The sequence below is a fragment of the Arthrobacter sp. E44 genome (assembly GCF_041877125.1).
GTDB lineage: Bacteria > Actinomycetota > Actinomycetes > Actinomycetales > Micrococcaceae > Arthrobacter.
Genome location: NZ_JBHDJA010000005.1, coordinates 76579 through 92994, shown reverse-complemented (window position 1 = coordinate 92994; position 16416 = coordinate 76579). Strand labels below are relative to the sequence as shown.

Genomic DNA, 16416 nt, shown 5'->3' with positions numbered 1-16416 from the left:
CCGGGAGGGACCGGGCCTGGGATGGCCCCGCGCCGTGCGTACTGCTAGAGGGCTGAGTAGACCTCGCGGAGCAGCTTGGCGGTCTCGGAAGGCGTCTTGCCAACCTTCACGCCGGCAGCTTCGAGGGCTTCCTTCTTGGCCTGGGCGGTACCGGCCGAGCCGGAGACGATGGCGCCTGCGTGGCCCATGGTCTTGCCTTCCGGAGCGGTGAAGCCGGCCACATAGCCGACGACCGGCTTGGTGACGTTGGCCTTGATGAAGTCGGCCGCGCGCTCCTCAGCGTCGCCGCCGATCTCGCCGATCATGACGATGGCCTTGGTCTCGGGGTCAGCCTCGAACGCGGCCAGGGCGTCGATGTGGGTGGTGCCGATGATGGGGTCGCCGCCGATGCCGATGGCGGTGGAGAAGCCCAGGTCGCGCAGTTCGTACATCATCTGGTAGGTCAGGGTGCCGGACTTGGAGACCAGGCCGATGGGGCCCTTGCCGGTGATGTTGGCGGGGGTGATGCCAACCAGCGCTTCGCCGGGAGTGATGATGCCGGGGCAGTTCGGGCCGATGATGCGGGTGACCTGGTTGCCATCGGCGTCCACCTTGGACTGGGCCAGGGCCCAGAATTCGGCGGAGTCCTGGACGGGCACGCCTTCGGTGATGACCACGACCAGGCCGATGCCGGCCTCGATGGCTTCGACGACGGCGTTCTTGGTGAATGCCGGCGGCACGAAGACGATGGAGACGTCGGCGCCGGTTTCAGCCATGGCTTCCTTGACGGTGCCGTAGACGTTGATTTCCTTGTCACCGTGCAGGACCGTGGTACCGGCCTTGCGGGCGTTGACGCCGCCAACGATGTTGGTGCCGGCCTTGAGCATCAGGGCGGTGTGCTTGGTGCCTTCGCCGCCGGTGATGCCCTGGACGATGACCTTGGAGTCCTTGTTCAGATAAATAGACATGGTGCGTCCCTTTACTTCGCTGCGTTGGCGAGCTCGGCGGCCTTGTCGGCGCCCTCGTCCATGGTGGCGGCCAGGGTAACCAGCGGGTGGTTGGCCTCGGTGAGGATGCGGCGGCCTTCCTCGACGTTGTTGCCGTCGAGGCGGACTACCAGCGGCTTGTTGGCGGAGCTGCCCAGCTCGGCCAGTGCGCCGACGATGCCCTTGGCGACGGCGTCACAGGCGGTGATGCCGCCGAAGACGTTGACGAACACGGACTTGACCTGCTCGTCACCCAGGATGACGTCCAGGCCTGCGGCCATGACCTCTGCCGAGGCTCCGCCGCCGATGTCCAGGAAGTTGGCGGGCTTGACGTTGCCGTGGTTCTCGCCGGCGTAGGCGACGACGTCGAGGGTGGACATGACCAGGCCGGCGCCGTTGCCGATGATGCCTACTTCGCCGTCCAGCTTGACGTAGTTGAGGTCCTGCGCCTTTGCCTTGGCCTCAAGCGGGTCAGCTGCGTCCTTGTCCTCAAGCTGTGCGTGCTTGGGGTGGCGGAAATCAGCGTTCTCGTCCAGGGAGACCTTGCCGTCAAGGGCCAGGATGTCGCCGTTGCCGGTCTTGACCAGCGGGTTGACCTCTACCAGGGTGGCGTCTTCCTTCTTGAAGACGTCCCAGAGCTTGAGGATGACGCCGGCTACCTGGCCGCGCAGTTCCTCGGCGAAACCGGCAGCTGCGACGATTTCGTCGGCCTTGGCCTGGTCGATGCCCACGGCGGGGTCGATGGCGATCTTGGCCAGCGCTTCGGGGCGTTCGACGGCGAGCTGTTCGATTTCCATGCCGCCTTCAACCGAGCACATGGCCAGGTAGTTGCGGTTGGCCCGGTCCAGCAGGACGGAGAAGTAGTATTCCTCGGCGATGTCCGCACCCTGGGCAATCATCACCTTTTTGACGGTGTGGCCCTTGATGTCCATGCCCAGGATGTTGGAGGCGTGCTCAAATGCCTCGTCGGCGGACTTTGCGACCTTGACGCCGCCGGCCTTGCCGCGGCCGCCTACCTTGACCTGTGCCTTGACAACGGTAACGCCGCCGATCTTCTCGGCAGCTGCCTTTGCTTCTTCTGGGGTGTACGCCACGATGCCGGCAAGCACGGGTACACCGTGCGCCTCGAACATATCGCGCGCCTGGTATTCAAACAGGTCCACGGTTTAGTGTCCTTCTACGTCGAAGTAGTTTCGGTACAGTCGGACACCATCGAAAAGACGATGACCGCGCTGCGGATTGCACGCACCGGCGGCCTGTCTGGAAACGAGCCACGCGGCGTAATGCTCCATGGGGAACTCTAGTCCTTTGGAGGGACCGGGCCGTCCCAGACTACCTCTTATGTGAGTAAGCACACTATTCTATGGAACGTAGAAAAACCGCGGATTTACGGGGTTTTTGGGGCATCCGGCTGCGCGTCGGGACTGCTTTTGACCGGTCCCCGGATGAGTTCGTAACGTTCGGTTGAAACGAAGAATCCGACGCCGGCGGAGACGTTTCCGCATGCCACGCCCCCGTTGTAGGCGGAGCAGCGCAGCCCGTTGCGTTCGAGGTTCTGCCCGTCCGCGAGCACGGGCAGCTGCGCCAAGGGCCCGGCTTTGGTTCCCTTGGGTCCATAGGCTGCTTCCATGGATGTGACGCCGGACCGGCACTCCCCGTAGCGGGCACTGTCCGGGGTCACCAGCGCCACTCCGCCCAGGTAGCCAAGGTGGGTTCCGGCGCAGTCGTCCTTGATGTCGCCTGGTTGCGGTGCCGGGTAGGTGGCCAGCTCGCAGTGCGCCACGGGAACAATGGGCAGCTTGTTGTTGGCGGAGTCGGTGTAGCGGTTCTGCTCATAGGGCAGATTCAGGTGCTCCCCACGTGCAGAGGTGAGTGAGCAGGCGACGGTCCGGTCCGCAGTGATGAAGGACAGGACGTCGGTGCCGCTGGCGAACGCCTTCGCGTCAACCAGCGGCGCCTTCTCCAACTGTTCCACGGGCTTCAGCGGGGCCGGCGGGACGTAGCCGGGGTCCTTCGTGGTCACGCTGCAGCCTGTGGCAGTGATTAGGAAAAGGGCGGCGAGCATCCCCCATACAGTCCGTCGCATGGCCTCAATTATGCCCCGCCACCCCTCGACCGGAGGCGCCCCGGAGTCTTCCGTCGACCGCATTGCAGGGCTGGGGCTTCGCGTGCCTAGCCTCCTGGGGCTGCAGGCACGGGCGAAAGCAGGTTCCGGAAGCGCTGGGCGTGTGCCGCCAGTTCCGCGGGTGTCGCCCGGGAAGCCCCGTGCAAAATGAGGGGTTCGGCCATTTCGAGGCCACAAAGGTGCGCGGTCGCCTCCAAGGGACGCAGCAACTCCGACATGGTGAAACGGTTATGCCCCGTCGGCGCATAGGAGGATTCGGGCCCACCGGTTGAGGTGACCAACTGCAGTCGCTTGCCATGCAAGGCATCACCGCAGGCACCGTAGGCGAATCCATGCGTCAGCACTTGGTCCATCCACTCCTTTAGTAGGCCGGGAACGGAATACCAGTGCCAAGGGAACAGCAGCACGACGAGGTCGTGCTGCTGAAGGAGTTCCTGCTCCCGCCCGGCGTCCATGTGCCGGTCCGGATATGTGGATGCGAGGTCGCGGACAGTGACGCCGTCAAGATCTTTGATGGCGTCAGCGAGGTCGGCGGTGATGCGGGATCCTGCGAGGTCCGGATGTGCGACGACAACGAGAGTGCGGTAGGTGGTCATTGGAGGGCGGCGCTCCTCTCAGTGTTGGGTCAGCGGACGATCTTGAAGTTGAACGCGGGTGTTCCGAGGGCGCCCCAAAGGCGGAGCCAGACGGGCAGGAGCATTTCGGTGCCACGCGCCGTAGTGATGTCGCCGAGGTCGATGACATCCTGGTGGCCAAAGTTCTTCAGCAGGCCACTGACGATGGCCTTGGCCTCGGCATCGTTGCCGGATACGAAAACCGTGCCGGGATCGGCCAACTGTTCCGGCCGGGCCATGAGGTCCGCGTTCATGGTGTTGAGCGCCTTCACCACATGCGCTGCCGGAAAAGCGCGCTGGATCTGCTCACCCAACGAGTCAGTGTCCTTGACGAACAGGGTCGGGGGCATGCCGTTGCTGAAGTCGAGGGGGTTGGCGATGTCGAAGATGATTTTGCCGTCGAGATTTTCCCGCCCGGTTTGGCCGAGCACCTCGAGTGACGCGCCGCCGTTGGTGGCGTTGACGATGAGTTCCGCCCCCATGGCGGCGTCTGCGAAGCCGGCAACCCTGATGGCGGGACGCTGATTGGCCCAGGCGGCGAAGGGCGGCGTTCCCATCGCGTCGGCCTCGCTCCTGGCCAGCGTTGCCTCCGGATCGCGGGTGCCCATGGTTACGGCGTGACCGAGCTCAGCAAGGCGTGCGGCGATGGTCCGGCCGACCATGCCTGTTCCAAGTACTGCTGCCTTCATCATCTTCTCCTGCTTCTTGTCGGGTAGTGCCCAAATGAATGTGACGGATCGTTCTCAAGCTTGTGACGGATCGTTCCGTCAGTCAAACTGAAGCAAGTAGACATCCCGAAATCTGAAAGGAGTGGTTTCATGGCGCGCAGGACGGGCGAGGAGAACCGCCGCAACATTCTCGCCGTGGCTACGCGCCTGTTTTACACGCGGGGCATCAGGGCCGTGGGGATGGATACGGTCATTAAGGATTGCGGAGTTGGCAACGCGACTGTCTACCGCCAGTTCCCCACCAAGGACGCCCTCGCCACCGCCTACGTCGAAGGCCGCGCGGACGCCTGGTTTGAACGCATGCGCGGGGCTGCCGGAGAACACGCGGATCCACGTGCCAAGCTCATCGCCGTCTTCGAAGTACTCGCCACGGACTGCGCCGGCAGCAGCTACCGGGGATGCCCCATGCTGAATACCAACACTGAGTTTCCCGAAGGAGAGCACCCTGCCCACTTGGTGGCAGTGACCCACAAGCAACAGGTCCGCGACTGGTTCTGCTCCCTGGCCGTTGAAGGCGGGGCGGAGGACCCCGACCGGATCGCCGAAGAACTCCTCATCGTCCTCAACGGAGCCTACGCCACGGCAGCCGTCCTCGACGGTGGAACGTACGGAACGCGCGCCGTAGACATGGCCCGAAGGCTCATCGCCGACGCCTGCCCGGGTACATAGCGCGTGCCGGGCACGCCGCGTATGGGCGCGGCACGGGCAGGAATGTCTCCTAGGCGTCCAGCTTGGTCAGCGGCGCGTACCGGAGCAGCAGCCGCTTCTCGCCGACGTCGAACTTGACCTTGGCTACGGTCTTGTCCCCGGCCCCTTCAAGCGCCAGGACGGTCCCGTTGCCGAAGCTGGTGTGGTTGACCTTGTCCCCCACGCTGACGGCGATGATTTCCTTCTGCGGCTGCACCCGGTTCTTGGCGATGAAAGCCGGAACATCGGCGTTGAAGCCGGCCGATGAATCAGCCGCTGCGCCGCGGGCCGTTCCGGCTCCCCAGAAGGACCCGCTGTAACGGCCGGATCCGATGGAGCCACCGCCCCACCCGCCGGCCTGCCTGCTGGTTCCCTCGCGTTTCCATTCCAGGAGCTCGGCGGGGATTTCCTCCAGGAATTGGCTGGCCGGGTTGTACTGGCTCTGGCCCCACATGCTGCGGACCTCGGACCGGGTGACGTACAGCCGCTTGCGGGCACGCGTGAGGCCGACGTAGGCCAGCCGGCGCTCCTCCGCCAGTTCCTTGGGGTCCGTGGCGGAGCGCTGGTGCGGGAAGAGCCCGTGCTCCATGCCTGTGAGGAAGACCACCGGGAATTCCAGGCCCTTGGCGGTGTGCAGGGTCATGAGCGTCACCACGCCCAGGCGCTTGGCCTCGGCCACGGCTTCGTCAATGTCTGCGCCGGGGGCATCCGGGATCTGGTCGGCGTCCGCCACCAGGGAGACCTGCTCCAGGAACGCGGCCAGCGACCCTTCCGGGTTTTCCTGTTCGTACTCGCGCACCACGGCCACGAGTTCGGCCAGGTTCTCCACACGGGACTCGTCCTGTGGATCCGTGCTGGACCTGAGGGCGGCAAGGTAGCCGGTCTGTTCCAGGACGGCTTCGAGTGCTGCGGCAGCCCCGGACCCGGCGGCTACCTCGGCAAGGTCGTCCAGCATTTTCACGAAGCCCAGGACGGCGTTGACGGAACGGGTCGCCATGCCGGGCGCCTGGTCCGCACGGCGGGCGGCCGCCATGAAGGACGTGCGCTCCCGCTCTGCCAGGGCGGCGACGGCTCCTTCGGCGCGGTCGCCGATGCCGCGCTTTGGCTCGTTCAGCACCCGGCGGAGGTTGACGTCGTCGTCCGGGTTCACCAGGACCCGCAGGTAAGCAAGGGCGTCCTTGATTTCCTTGCGTTCGTAGAAGCGCGTGCCGCCCACCACCTTGTAGGGCAGACCCACGCGCACCAACACGTCCTCGATGGAGCGGGACTGGGCGTTGGTGCGGTAGAAGATGGCGACGTCACCGGGGCGGAGGTTCTCCTCGTCCTGGAGCCGGTCGATCTCCTTGGCAATGAACTGCGCTTCGTCATGCTCGTTCTCGCCGACGTACCCGATGATCTTGTGGCCTTCACCCTCGGCAGTCCACAACCGCTTTTCGGGCCGGTTGGGGTTGCGCGAGATCACGGAGTTGGCGGCGCTAAGGATGTTCTGGGTGGAGCGGTAGTTCTGCTCCAGCTTGATGGTGCGGGCTTCCGGGTAGTCCTTTTCGAACTCCACGATGTTGCGGATGTCCGCGCCGCGGAACGCGTAGATGGACTGGTCCGAGTCGCCCACCACGGTAAGTTCCGAAGCTCCGGGGCCCTCGCCCACGATCTCCCGCACAAGCGCGTACTGGGCGTGGTTGGTGTCCTGGTACTCGTCCACCAGGACGTGGCGGAACCGGCGGCGGTAAGACTCAGCCAGCGCCGGGAAGGCGCGGAACATGTAGACGGTCTCGGCGATGAGGTCGTCGAAGTCCATGGCATTGGCCTGTCGGAGGCGCTGGGTGTAGCCCTTGTAGACGTCTGCCACCGCGTGTTCGAAGGGGTCGTTGTAGTTGGCTGCCGAGGCAAAGGAATCAGCGTCGACCAGCTCGTTCTTCAGCGCGGAAATCTTGTGCTGGATGGCCTTGGGCGCGAACTTCTTGGGGTCCAGGTCCAGCCCCTTGGACACCTGGGTGACCAGCCGCAGCGAGTCGGCGGAGTCGTAGATGGAAAAGTTCGACTTCAACCCGACGTTGGCAGCTTCCTGCCGGAGGATCCGGACGCAGGACGAGTGGAACGTGGAGATCCACATGATCTTTGCGCGCCCGCCCACCAGGGCCTCGATGCGTTCCCGCATCTCCGCGGCGGCTTTGTTCGTAAACGTAATGGCCAGGATCTCGCCGTGATGGGCACGTCCCGTGGCGATCAGGTAAGCGATCCGGTTACTGAGGACACGTGTCTTGCCCGATCCGGCACCGGCGACGATCAGCAACGCCGAGCCGCCGTGCTTGACCGCTTCCTCCTGCTGTGGGTTCAGTCCCTCCAGCAACTGGGCGGCATCCAGGCGGCGGCCATGGTGGCCGCCGGCATCGTGCCGGTTCCCGCGGTCCTGGTTGGCCTGCTGCCAGCCGCCGGCCTGGTGCTGCCCATCCATGCCGGGAACCGGCATTCCGCCCGGTCCGGCCGCGGTGGCAACGCCCTCCGGCCCCGTCCTGGTGCGGGCGGTGGCGGCAGGAGCGGCCTTGAACGGTCCGTCAGAGTACGGGTCAAACAACATATCCATGGTGCCTACAAGTCTAGGCGGTGGGACCGACAACGCCTTCCAGCCTGTGGATTACAGCCTCTATCCACATAGGCAGAAAGGTAAGTGCCCATGTCAGACCCTGGTGGAAGACTCTTTATATGGGAGCGGTTTTGGGGACGGCGGCAGTGCTAGGGGCGGAGCCTAATGAACTCCTGGCTGCTGGTGCGCTTCAGTCCCCCGCAGTCGATCAAACTGCCAGGGAAGCCGATCCATTGCCGCCTGCTGCGCCTTCCATTGGTGATGTCCTCAGCCTGTTGGCCCGTGTTCCGTTGGCTACTGATGACGCGGGAATGATGGACCAGATGCGCCGTCTGGAGGACCTGAAGTGCGTGGCGGGTGCCCGGCAGGCGGGGCTTGCTGTGGCTTTCGACGCCGATCAGCGGCGTGGGCAGGCCGCGGGCGGGGTCCCGGCCGGTGAGCAGGGTGCCGGGGTGGCGGCGCAGATCGCGCTGGCCCGGCGCGAGTCCCCCGCGAAGGGCTCCCGGCTGCTGGGCATGGCCAAAACCCTCACCGGCATGCCGCACACCTCCGCCGCGTTCAGGAGTGGGCTCCTCAATGAGTGGCGGGCCACTCTGGTGGTGAAGGAAACCATTTGCCTCTCCCCCGAGGACCGGGCCGGGGTGGATGAGGAACTCGCCGCCGACACCGGCGCCCTCGACGGCATGGGCGACAAAGCCATCACCGCCGCCGTCCGCGCCGCCGCCTACCGGCGCGACCCCGCCTCGGTCGCGAAGCGTGCTGCACACGCGGTCACGGAACGCAGCGTGAGCCTGCGCCCGGCCCCGGACACCATGACGTACCTGACCGCCTTGCTCCCCGTCTCACAGGGGGTGGCCGCCTACGCGGCACTGGCCCGGGATGCCGACACAGCACGCTCAGGCGGGGATGAGAGGTCGCGGGGGCAGGTCATGGCAGACACCCTCGTCGAGAGGGTCACCGGGACCCCCGGCGGGATCAGCGGCGTGGAGGTCCAGCTCGTCATGACAGACCGCACCCCCCTCCAAGCCGATGCCGAACCCGCACGGCTGCCCGGTTATGGCATCATCCCGGCGGCATGGGCAAGGGAACTCGCCCTCGCTGGTTCGTCAATGCGAATGCCGGTAACAGCCCCCGGCCCCGGCAACCTTGGTTCTCCGGCCACCCCTGAAGCCGCTGGCGAGGCCAACGTGGACGCGTCCGGCCGTCACAACCTGAATCTCTGGATCCGCCGGCTCTACACCGCCCCCGGCACAGGTGAATTGGTGGCGATGGACTCCAAAGCCCGGTTGTTCCCGGCGGGGCTGAAGCGTTTCCTCCAGGTCCGGGACGACACCTGCCGGCCCCCGTACTGCGACGCTCCGATCAGGCACCACGACCACATCAGGCCTTGGCACAGCGGCGGCCCCACCACCACCGGCAACGGCCAGGGACTCTGCGAAGCCTGCAACCACGCCAAAGAAACACCCGGCTGGACCACCAAACCAGTCCCCGGCCCCCGCCACACCGTGGCAACCACCACCCCAACCGGCCACACCTACCACTCCACCGCACCACCACTCCCCGGCGCAGCCGGCGGCAGCGCGCTGGTGACGCCTAGGCCACCGAGCCTGACTCGAGGGCGGCACGCAACTCACGGACCGCCGTCGTTCCTCCTGCTATGAACCACTCGAGCCCGTTGACCCGGACGGTGTCCACGGCACCGCCGGCAGCAAGGACAATTGCCTTGCCGGGCAGCCAGTCCCACTCCGGGCAACTGTGCTGGAACCAGCACCCCAGCTGCCCGTCCGCCACCCGGCCCAGGTCGCAGGAGCCGGAGCCGAGCATTCGGAGGGACGCTGCGGAGGTGGCCGCAGCGTGCCACGGCATGGCACACATGGGGTCCATCAGCCAGGTGGGGTGGATGTAGGTGGCCGCACCGAGTTCGGCAACACCGGTGGTGTTGCGCTTGCCGCCGCCAGCGGAAAACGAGGTCAGTGCCTCGCCATTCAAGGTGGCAGGCCGGTCAAGTCCGCCCAGCCACAACTTGTCCTCCTCAGGCTGGAAAACCGCGCCCAGCAGCACGCCGCGGCGGTCCTTGAGGGCAAGGGCTGAACACCAGTACGTGGAGCCGTGCAGGAAGTTGTAAGTGCCGTCCACGGGGTCGATTACCCAGGTACGCCCGCTGGTGCCCTGGACGGAAGCCCCTTCCTCGCCAAGAATGCCGTCATCCGGCCGGCAGCGCCGCAACTGCTCCAGAACGTAGGCCTCGGCAGCATGGTCAGCCTCAGTGACCACGTCGGAGACGGACGTTTTTTGTTCCGACTCCAGTCCAGCCATGCGCATGAGGAGGGCCAGCTGTCCGGCTTCCCGGACCAGCGCTGCCGCCAATTCGTAGTCATCCAATGAGGGGTCAAGAACAGCTGCGCTGTGTCGGCCAGTGGTCATAGGTTCAGTTTATGGGGCGGGATAATGGTGCCATGGCCAAAACCCCTGCCCAGCGGATCAAGAAGCACGGCGCCAACGCTGCCGTCCCGCAGCATCACTTGCCACCGGTGGTCAATCCCACCACTTCGCGTACTCCGCAGAAAGCGCAAGGCAACAGCAACCTGATCGTCATTGCGGGTGTGGTGGCCAGCCTGTTCCTGTTTTGGTACCTGCACCTGCTGACCCTGAGCCAGATGACGCAGCTCTCCCAAGATATGGCCATGCCGGATTCACTGGTGGGCGGGTTCGACGCCGCCTACATCGGCCGGCTGCAGGGAGTCATGGACGGCGACGCCCTGGGCCAGCTGAGCTACGTCCACAAGACCGCGGGGACGCTCTTCCCGCTGATTTTCGGCTTCACGTGGCTGCTGCTCATCGGCACCAACGTGGTGAAGAAAGCCTTGCGGTGGGCCCTCTGGGCTCTCCCCATGCTGTTCGTCGTGGTCCGGTTGTGGGGCAACGTGGCCATTGACGCCATGATGGGCACGCCGGGTCCCGACGCCGGCCAGGTTGCCTTGGCGTCCGGCCTCACCGTTGCAGGCTGGGTGCTTTTAGTGCTGAGCCTCCTGGCCGGGGCCGCGGCCGTGTTTTTCAACAGCCGCGAACGGAAAGAGCGCTAAACAGCAGCCGCCTTTGCGGCCGCCGCCTCCCGCCGTTCCTTCCGGCGCCGGTGCACGCGCTGCGCAATGACCAACCCTGCGGCGGCCATGCCCACGGTTACCGGATAACCCATGAGCCGCTCCAGCGTTCCAGGTTCGGGCACGTCCATGTGCGTGAGGCCCCCGGTTGCTGTGGCCGCCAATGAGACGCCGCCGCACACCAAGAGAAACCATGCCATCGGGGTCTTGCCCAGCCAGAGGATTCCCAGCACCAGCAGGGCGGCTCCGCCGGTTATGAAATAGGCGACGGCACCGGTGTAGTGCCACGACGAGCCCACGTCCTCAGGGACCAGCCCCACCAGCACGGTTCCGGCCCCGGCGGCTCCGGTGAGCAGTCGGACCGCCGCCGCTGCAAGCCATGGCTTCCGGCGGCGCCAGTCCACCCCGGTACCGGGCCGGGCCGCCACGCGCAGCAGCCCCGAGGTCAGCAGCACCGCCCCGAGCAACAGCCCGAGGCCCTGGAGCACGAACGAGCCGTTCATCAGCCAGTTCAAGGGCGAGCAGACATCCCGGCCGGAATAGATGCCGCAGTGGAGCGCGCCCAGGTCGCTGATGTACCCGGTCCGCAGGTCGTACGGACGGGGCCCTGCCCAGGCCACAGCCACCACTGCCTCCGCAAGGAAATATTGCAGGACGCTCAAAACAGCCCACGCCCCGATGTAATGCCGGGTGGACGCAACGTTCGGGATGAATGCAACGGCAGGAGCGGCAGTTGGGGCTGGACTCATGCCTTGAGCGTAGTACGCCCCCGCACCTTGTATGCTTGTAACCGTGTCCGGACGGACCGGCCCTGCCGAATCACCGGATGCGCGCCCTCGTAGCTCAGTGGATAGAGCACGGCTCTCCTAAAGCCGGTGTCGTTGGTTCGATTCCAATCGAGGGCACTTGAACTCTCCTTCCCCGGAGCCCAGCCTCCGCGCCTACCTCCTGGGCAGCCAACAAACGCAGTATGGGCAGCCAGGCCGCTGGCAAGTGGAACGGGACCTGCTGGACAGGTCGGACGGCACCCGCGGAACCTTTTCCGGCGTCGTCCTTTTCACGCCAACGGACGACGGCGGCCTGCACCTTCATGAGGAAGGCACCATGCGCTGGCCTGCTTTCACCGGCCCCGCCTCGCGGGAGTACGTCCTGAGGCCCGGAGCCCGGGCGGACGCGCTGGACGTGTTCTTCCTCGACGGCCGGCCGTTCCACCGCATGAGCTTCACCCCTGACGCCAGCCTGGACTCGCACTGGTGCGACCCCGACACCTACCGGGTGTCCTACACCCGCCAGGGCCCCGACGCGTTCAGCTACAGCTGGGATGTCACGGGCCCACGCAAGGACCTGCTGCTGGTCTCCCACCTGGAAAGGATCCCCGGGTGAAGGACCGGATCGTGGTGTCCGCCGTTTGTGTCTTCGACGACGCCGGACGACTCCTGACCGTACGGAAACGGGGAACGGCCATGTTCATGCACCCCGGCGGCAAGCCGGAACCAGGTGAAACAGCCGTCCAGGCCGCCGCCCGCGAGCTCGCCGAAGAAGTGGGAATCGTCCTGCAGCCGCAGGAACTTGAGCTCATGGGGGTCTGGATCGCCGACGCCGCGAACGAGGCCGCCACCGACATCGAAGCCACCGTGTTCCTCGCCCCGGGGACCTGGCAGGCCACCCCCGCTGCCGAAATCGCGGAAATCCGCTGGCTGGATATCGCCTGCCCCGCCGAGGGCCCGGACTTCCCGCAGGACCTGGCGCCGCTGCTGACGGACCACATCCTGCCGCTGCTGGCGTCGAGGGCCGTCTAACAGGGCCGCCACAGGCCTAGAACTCCGGGACAGCCTCTTCCGCCACAGCGGTGGCCTCGGCAAACTGGGTTCGGTACAGCTCCGCGTAGCGGCCGCCGGCTGCCAACAGTTCCGTATGGGTACCGCGTTCCACGATTTGGCCGCCCTCCACCACCAGGATGGCGTCGGCCGCGCGGACCGTGGAGAGCCGGTGTGCAATCACGACGGCGGTCCGTCCTTCAAGCGCCGCGCCCAGGGCCGCCTGCACGGCGGCTTCGTTCGTGGAGTCCAGTGCCGCGGTGGCCTCATCAAGGATGACGACGCGGGGCTGGGCGATCAGGAGCCGTGCGATGGTCAGCCGCTGGCGTTCACCGCCGGAAAGCCGGTACCCGCGCTCCCCCACCACAGTTTCCAGCCCGTCCGGCAGGGACCTGATCATGGTCTCCAGCCGGGCCTGCCGCAGGACGTCCCACATGTCCTCATCGGTGGCGTCGGGCCGTGCCAGCCGGAGGTTGGAGGCGATGGTCTCGTGGAACAGGTGGCCGTCCTGGGTGACCATTCCAAGTGTGTCGCGCAGCGAATCGAAGGTGGCGTCCCGGACGTCCAGCCCGGTCCCGGGCACGGTGCCGCCAAGACGCACGGCGCCTGAGTCGACGTCGTACAGCCGCGACAACAGCTGGGCAATGGTGGACTTGCCGGCACCCGAGGAGCCCACCAGGGCCACCGTCTGTCCAGGTTCCACCCGGAAGCTGACGCCGTGCAGCACTTCCTCGCCGCCTCGGGTGTCCAGGGTGGAGACTTCCTCCAGCGAGGCCAGGGAGACCTTGTCCGCCGAAGGGTAGGCGAACCGGACGTTGTCGAACTCCACGGACACTGGCCCGGCCGGAACCGGCACAGCATCCGGCTTCTGCTGGATCAGCGGTTTCAGATCCAGGATCTCAAAGACCCGTTCGAAGCTGACCAGTGCACTCATGACTTCCACGCGGGCGTTGGACAGTGCCGTAAGCGGGGCGTAAAGCCTGGTCAGCAGCAGCGCCAGGACCACCACGTCCCCGGGTGCGAGCTGCCCGCCCAGTGCGAGCCAGCCGCCCAGGCCGTAGACCAGGGCCAGCGCGAGTGCGGACACCAGGGTCAGGGCGGTAACGAACGTGAACTGCAGCATGGCCATGCGGACGCCGATGTCACGGACGCGGCCAGCGCGGGCTGCGAACTCGCGGGATTCCTCGTCCGGCCGTCCGAACAGCTTGACCAGGGTGGCGCCCGGCGCGGAGAACCTTTCGGTCATCTGGGTGCCCATGGCGGCGTTGTGGGCTGCAGCTTCACGCCGCAGGTCGGCCAGCTTGGAGCCCATTCGCCGGGCGGGAATCAGGAAAATCGGCAGCAGCACCATGGCGAGCACTGTGACCAGCCAGGACTTGTTGAGCATCACGACCAGGGTCAGAATCAACGCCACGGAATTGCTCACGACGCCGGAGAGGGTTCCGGCGAACGCGGACTGCGCCCCGATGACGTCGTTGTTGAGGCGGCTGACCAGCGCTCCTGTCCGGGTCCGGGTGAAAAAGGCGATGGGCATGCGCTGCACGTGGTCGAACACCCGGGTGCGCAGGTCCACGATGACGCCTTCGCCGATGGTCGATGACAGCCAGCGGGTCAGCAGCCCCACTCCCGCTTCGCCCACGGCCACGATGGCGATCAGCACGGCCAGCCAGATCACCGTGCTGGCGGCGGCCTTATCGATGATGGCGTCCACCACCTGGCCGGCGAGCACCGGGGTGGCCACCGCCAGGAAGGCCGCTGCGATGGAGGAGAGCACGAAGGCGATGAGCTTGCCCTTGTGGGGAGCGGCGAAGGCCAGCACCCGCTTCAGGGTTTCCTTGGAGAACGGCTTGGAGCCGCTTTTGGCGGTGCTGATGTTGTAGAGCGAGCTCCAGGCCACGCGGTCCATGCTCATGGTTATTTCTCCTGGCTTGCAGTGTGGTGGAGCTCCTGGACCCTGCCGTTGTCCAGGTGCCACCGGTAGTCGAGTCGTACGTTTTCCAGCAGCCGGCGATCGTGGGTGACCAGCAGCAGGGCCCCGTCGTAGCTTTCGAGGGCCTCTTCCAGCTGTTCAATGGCCGGCAGGTCAAGGTGGTTTGTGGGTTCGTCCAGCACCAGCAAGTTCACGCCGCGCGCCTGCAGCAGCGCCAGTGCTGCCCGCGTCCGCTCCCCCGGCGACAGGGAATCGACGCTCCGCGCGGTGTGGTCCGCCTTGAGGCCGAACTTGGCCAGGAGCGTGCGGACATCGGCGCCCGTCCAGTCGGCCAGGACCGCTTCGACAGCGTCCCCCAGCGGCAGCCGGCCGTCAAGGAGTCCGCGGGCCTGGTCAATTTCGCCGACGGCGACGGAGGCACCCATGGAGGCGTCGCCGTCGTCCGGTGCCTGGGTTCCCAGCAGGAGGCGCAGGAGGGTGGACTTGCCGGCCCCGTTGGGACCGGTGATGCCCACGCGCTCACCGCCGTTGAGCTGAAGGTTGACCGGGCCCAGCGTGAAATCACCTTGGCGTGCCACTGCATTGCGGAGGGTGGCGACGACGGCGCTGGAGCGGGGTGCCTGGCCGATGCTGAACTGCAGCTGCCATTCCTTCCGGGGCTCCTCCACCACGTCCAGGCGGGCGATGCGCGACTCCATCTGCCGGACCTTCTGTGCCTGCTTCTCCGACGACTCGGTACTGGCAGCGCGCCGGATCTTGTCGTTGTCCGGGTTCTTCTTCATCGCGTTCCGGACGCCCTGCGAGCTCCACTCGCGCTGCGTCCGTGCACGGGACACCAGGTCGGCCTTGGTGGAGGCAAACTCCTCGTACTTCTCGCGGGCGTGCCGCCGCGTCACCGCGCGTTCCTCAAGGAAGGCGTCGTAGCCGCCGTCGTAAACTGCCACGGTATTTTGCGCCAGGTCCAGCTCCACCACGCGGGTGACGCAGCGGGCCAGGAACTCGCGGTCATGGCTGACCAGCACCACGCCCCCGCGCAGCCCAGTGACGAAGTTTTCCAGGGTGGCCAGGCCGGCGAGGTCAAGATCGTTGGTGGGCTCGTCCAGCAGCACCACATCGAAGCGGCTCAACAGGAGGGCGGCCAGGGCCACGCGTGCCGCCTGCCCGCCGGAAAGGCCCGTCATCAGCGCATCGGCGCCGGCATCCAGGCCCAGGTCCGCAAGCACCGCCGGGATGCGGTCGTCCAAATCCGCCGCCCCGGAGGCCATCCACCGGTCAAAGGCACGGGAATAGGCATCATCCGCTCCCGGAGCGCCTGAGCCCAAAGCTTCCGCCGTGGATTCCATCTCTACGGTCGCTTCGGAGCAGCCTGTCCGGCGGGCGATGTAGGCGGCCACCGTTTCGCCGGGGATCCGCTCATGTTCCTGTGGAAGCCAGCCAACAAACGCATCAGAGGGGGCAAGGCTCACGGAACCATCCTGTGGCTGGTCGACTCCCGCAAGGAGGCGCAGCAGCGTCGATTTTCCGGCACCGTTCGCGCCCACCACACCTACCACGTCGCCGGGGGCCACCGTCAGCGAGAGCCCGGAAAAGAGCACGCGGTGCCCATGGCCTCCCGAGACATCCTTGGCAACAAGGGTTGCAGTCATCGATTCGTCCTTTCGCCGCTGCCCGGACAGCCATTGACGGCCGGCAGAGGCGGCGAAAGCAGGGCCGCGGCGCCTCTGGGGCTGCTGGACATAGAAGAACCCGCTGGTCCGGACTTGGGGGGTGTACGGACCAACGGGCTCGACCATCAACTATAGACGAATCCGGACCCTGGGCAAAATCGGCCATACGGCGCCTGGCGATGCCGGCAGGACGTTTGC

Annotated in this window: 15 protein-coding genes and 1 tRNA gene; 6 read left to right on the top strand and 10 right to left on the bottom strand. The window is 66.2% G+C overall.

Going from position 1 to position 16416, the window contains the following annotated elements; translation table 11 throughout:
- Positions 1-44: 44 nt before the first annotated feature.
- The 5 genes from sucD to ACETK3_RS06465 form a co-directional block, all read right to left on the bottom strand.
- Positions 45-947, bottom strand: a complete 903-nt coding sequence (sucD, locus tag ACETK3_RS06485; RefSeq protein ID WP_236801197.1) for a succinate--CoA ligase subunit alpha — start codon at positions 945-947, stop codon at positions 45-47.
- Between the two features lie 11 nt (positions 948-958).
- Entirely contained in the window at positions 959-2128 is a 1170-nt protein-coding gene (sucC, locus tag ACETK3_RS06480; protein ID WP_236801196.1) for an ADP-forming succinate--CoA ligase subunit beta, read from the bottom strand.
- Positions 2129-2352: 224 nt separating this feature from the next.
- Positions 2353-3030 carry a hypothetical protein gene (locus ACETK3_RS06475; protein WP_237430473.1) on the bottom strand — a complete coding sequence of 226 codons (678 nt, stop codon included), beginning with the start codon at positions 3028-3030 and terminating at the stop codon, positions 2353-2355.
- Positions 3031-3137: 107 nt separating this feature from the next.
- Positions 3138-3686 (bottom strand): NAD(P)H-dependent oxidoreductase, encoded by a 549-nt coding sequence (locus tag ACETK3_RS06470; RefSeq protein ID WP_237429895.1) that lies wholly within the window; start codon positions 3684-3686, stop codon positions 3138-3140.
- Between the two features lie 29 nt (positions 3687-3715).
- Positions 3716-4393 carry an NADPH-dependent F420 reductase gene (locus ACETK3_RS06465; RefSeq protein ID WP_237430472.1) on the bottom strand — a complete coding sequence of 226 codons (678 nt, stop codon included), beginning with the start codon at positions 4391-4393 and terminating at the stop codon, positions 3716-3718.
- A gap of 129 nt (positions 4394-4522) precedes the next feature.
- Here ACETK3_RS06465 and ACETK3_RS06460 point away from each other — a divergent pair, with 129 nt between their 5' ends.
- Positions 4523-5101, top strand: coding sequence for a TetR/AcrR family transcriptional regulator (locus ACETK3_RS06460; protein ID WP_236801194.1), 579 nt, complete (start codon positions 4523-4525; stop codon positions 5099-5101).
- Between the two features lie 49 nt (positions 5102-5150).
- On the opposite strand, the gene pcrA is transcribed toward ACETK3_RS06460, so the two are convergent.
- On the bottom strand, positions 5151-7697 hold the full coding sequence (pcrA, locus tag ACETK3_RS06455; protein WP_373462194.1) for a DNA helicase PcrA: 2547 nt from the start codon (positions 7695-7697) through the stop codon (positions 5151-5153).
- Positions 7698-8014: 317 nt separating this feature from the next.
- Here pcrA and ACETK3_RS06450 point away from each other — a divergent pair, with 317 nt between their 5' ends.
- Positions 8015-9364: an HNH endonuclease gene (locus ACETK3_RS06450; protein WP_373462189.1), complete on the top strand. Its 1350-nt coding sequence runs from the start codon at positions 8015-8017 to the stop codon at positions 9362-9364.
- On the opposite strand, the gene ACETK3_RS06445 is transcribed toward ACETK3_RS06450, so the two are convergent.
- Positions 9297-10127 (bottom strand): inositol monophosphatase family protein, encoded by an 831-nt coding sequence (locus ACETK3_RS06445; protein WP_237429893.1) that lies wholly within the window; start codon positions 10125-10127, stop codon positions 9297-9299. The genes ACETK3_RS06450 and ACETK3_RS06445 overlap by 68 nt on opposite strands.
- A gap of 32 nt (positions 10128-10159) precedes the next feature.
- On the opposite strand from ACETK3_RS06445, the gene ACETK3_RS06440 reads away from it, so the two are divergent.
- Positions 10160-10786 carry a hypothetical protein gene (locus tag ACETK3_RS06440; RefSeq protein WP_237429892.1) on the top strand — a complete coding sequence of 209 codons (627 nt, stop codon included), beginning with the start codon at positions 10160-10162 and terminating at the stop codon, positions 10784-10786.
- Here ACETK3_RS06440 and ACETK3_RS06435 read toward each other — a convergent pair.
- Positions 10783-11553 carry a DUF998 domain-containing protein gene (locus ACETK3_RS06435; protein ID WP_237429891.1) on the bottom strand — a complete coding sequence of 257 codons (771 nt, stop codon included), beginning with the start codon at positions 11551-11553 and terminating at the stop codon, positions 10783-10785. The two genes, ACETK3_RS06440 and ACETK3_RS06435, sit on opposite strands and share 4 nt — an antisense overlap.
- Before the next feature lie 83 nt (positions 11554-11636).
- Here ACETK3_RS06435 and ACETK3_RS06430 point away from each other — a divergent pair.
- The 3 genes from ACETK3_RS06430 to ACETK3_RS06420 all read left to right on the top strand — a co-directional run bounded on the left by ACETK3_RS06430 (position 11637) and on the right by ACETK3_RS06420 (position 12603).
- Positions 11637-11709 (top strand) — tRNA-Arg (locus tag ACETK3_RS06430).
- Position 11710: 1 nt separating this feature from the next.
- Positions 11711-12187 (top strand): DUF6314 family protein, encoded by a 477-nt coding sequence (locus ACETK3_RS06425; RefSeq protein WP_373462190.1) that lies wholly within the window; start codon positions 11711-11713, stop codon positions 12185-12187.
- Positions 12184-12603, top strand: coding sequence for an NUDIX domain-containing protein (locus ACETK3_RS06420; RefSeq protein WP_237429890.1), 420 nt, complete (start codon positions 12184-12186; stop codon positions 12601-12603). Before ACETK3_RS06425 ends, ACETK3_RS06420 begins: the two co-directional genes overlap by 4 nt.
- Positions 12604-12619: 16 nt before the next feature.
- Here ACETK3_RS06420 and ACETK3_RS06415 read toward each other — a convergent pair whose 3' ends face one another.
- Together ACETK3_RS06415 and ACETK3_RS06410 are read right to left on the bottom strand one after the other, a co-directional pair.
- Entirely contained in the window at positions 12620-14533 is a 1914-nt protein-coding gene (locus tag ACETK3_RS06415) for an ABC transporter ATP-binding protein (RefSeq protein ID WP_237429889.1), read from the bottom strand.
- A gap of 2 nt (positions 14534-14535) precedes the next feature.
- Positions 14536-16197, bottom strand: coding sequence for an ABC-F family ATP-binding cassette domain-containing protein (locus tag ACETK3_RS06410; protein ID WP_237429888.1), 1662 nt, complete (start codon positions 16195-16197; stop codon positions 14536-14538).
- Positions 16198-16416: the final 219 nt, after the last annotated feature.

Excerpts from the sequence above, each read along its gene's own strand:
- ACETK3_RS06470 (WP_237429895.1), bottom strand. The coding sequence starts at position 3,686 with ATGACCACCTACCGCACTCTCGTTGTCGTCGCACATCCGGACCTCGCA.
- ACETK3_RS06410 (WP_237429888.1), bottom strand. The coding sequence starts at position 16,197 with ATGACTGCAACCCTTGTTGCCAAGGATGTCTCGGGAGGCCATGGGCAC.
- ACETK3_RS06415 (WP_237429889.1), bottom strand. The coding sequence starts at position 14,533 with ATGAGCATGGACCGCGTGGCCTGGAGCTCGCTCTACAACATCAGCACC.
- ACETK3_RS06460 (WP_236801194.1), top strand. The coding sequence starts at position 4,523 with ATGGCGCGCAGGACGGGCGAGGAGAACCGCCGCAACATTCTCGCCGTG.
- sucD (WP_236801197.1), bottom strand. The coding sequence starts at position 947 with ATGTCTATTTATCTGAACAAGGACTCCAAGGTCATCGTCCAGGGCATC.
- ACETK3_RS06440 (WP_237429892.1), top strand. The coding sequence starts at position 10,160 with ATGGCCAAAACCCCTGCCCAGCGGATCAAGAAGCACGGCGCCAACGCT.
- ACETK3_RS06450 (WP_373462189.1), top strand. The coding sequence starts at position 8,015 with ATGATGGACCAGATGCGCCGTCTGGAGGACCTGAAGTGCGTGGCGGGT.
- ACETK3_RS06445 (WP_237429893.1), bottom strand. The coding sequence starts at position 10,127 with ATGACCACTGGCCGACACAGCGCAGCTGTTCTTGACCCCTCATTGGAT.
- ACETK3_RS06435 (WP_237429891.1), bottom strand. The coding sequence starts at position 11,553 with ATGAGTCCAGCCCCAACTGCCGCTCCTGCCGTTGCATTCATCCCGAAC.
- pcrA (WP_373462194.1), bottom strand. The coding sequence starts at position 7,697 with ATGTTGTTTGACCCGTACTCTGACGGACCGTTCAAGGCCGCTCCTGCC.
- ACETK3_RS06465 (WP_237430472.1), bottom strand. The coding sequence starts at position 4,393 with ATGAAGGCAGCAGTACTTGGAACAGGCATGGTCGGCCGGACCATCGCC.
- ACETK3_RS06475 (WP_237430473.1), bottom strand. The coding sequence starts at position 3,030 with ATGCTCGCCGCCCTTTTCCTAATCACTGCCACAGGCTGCAGCGTGACC.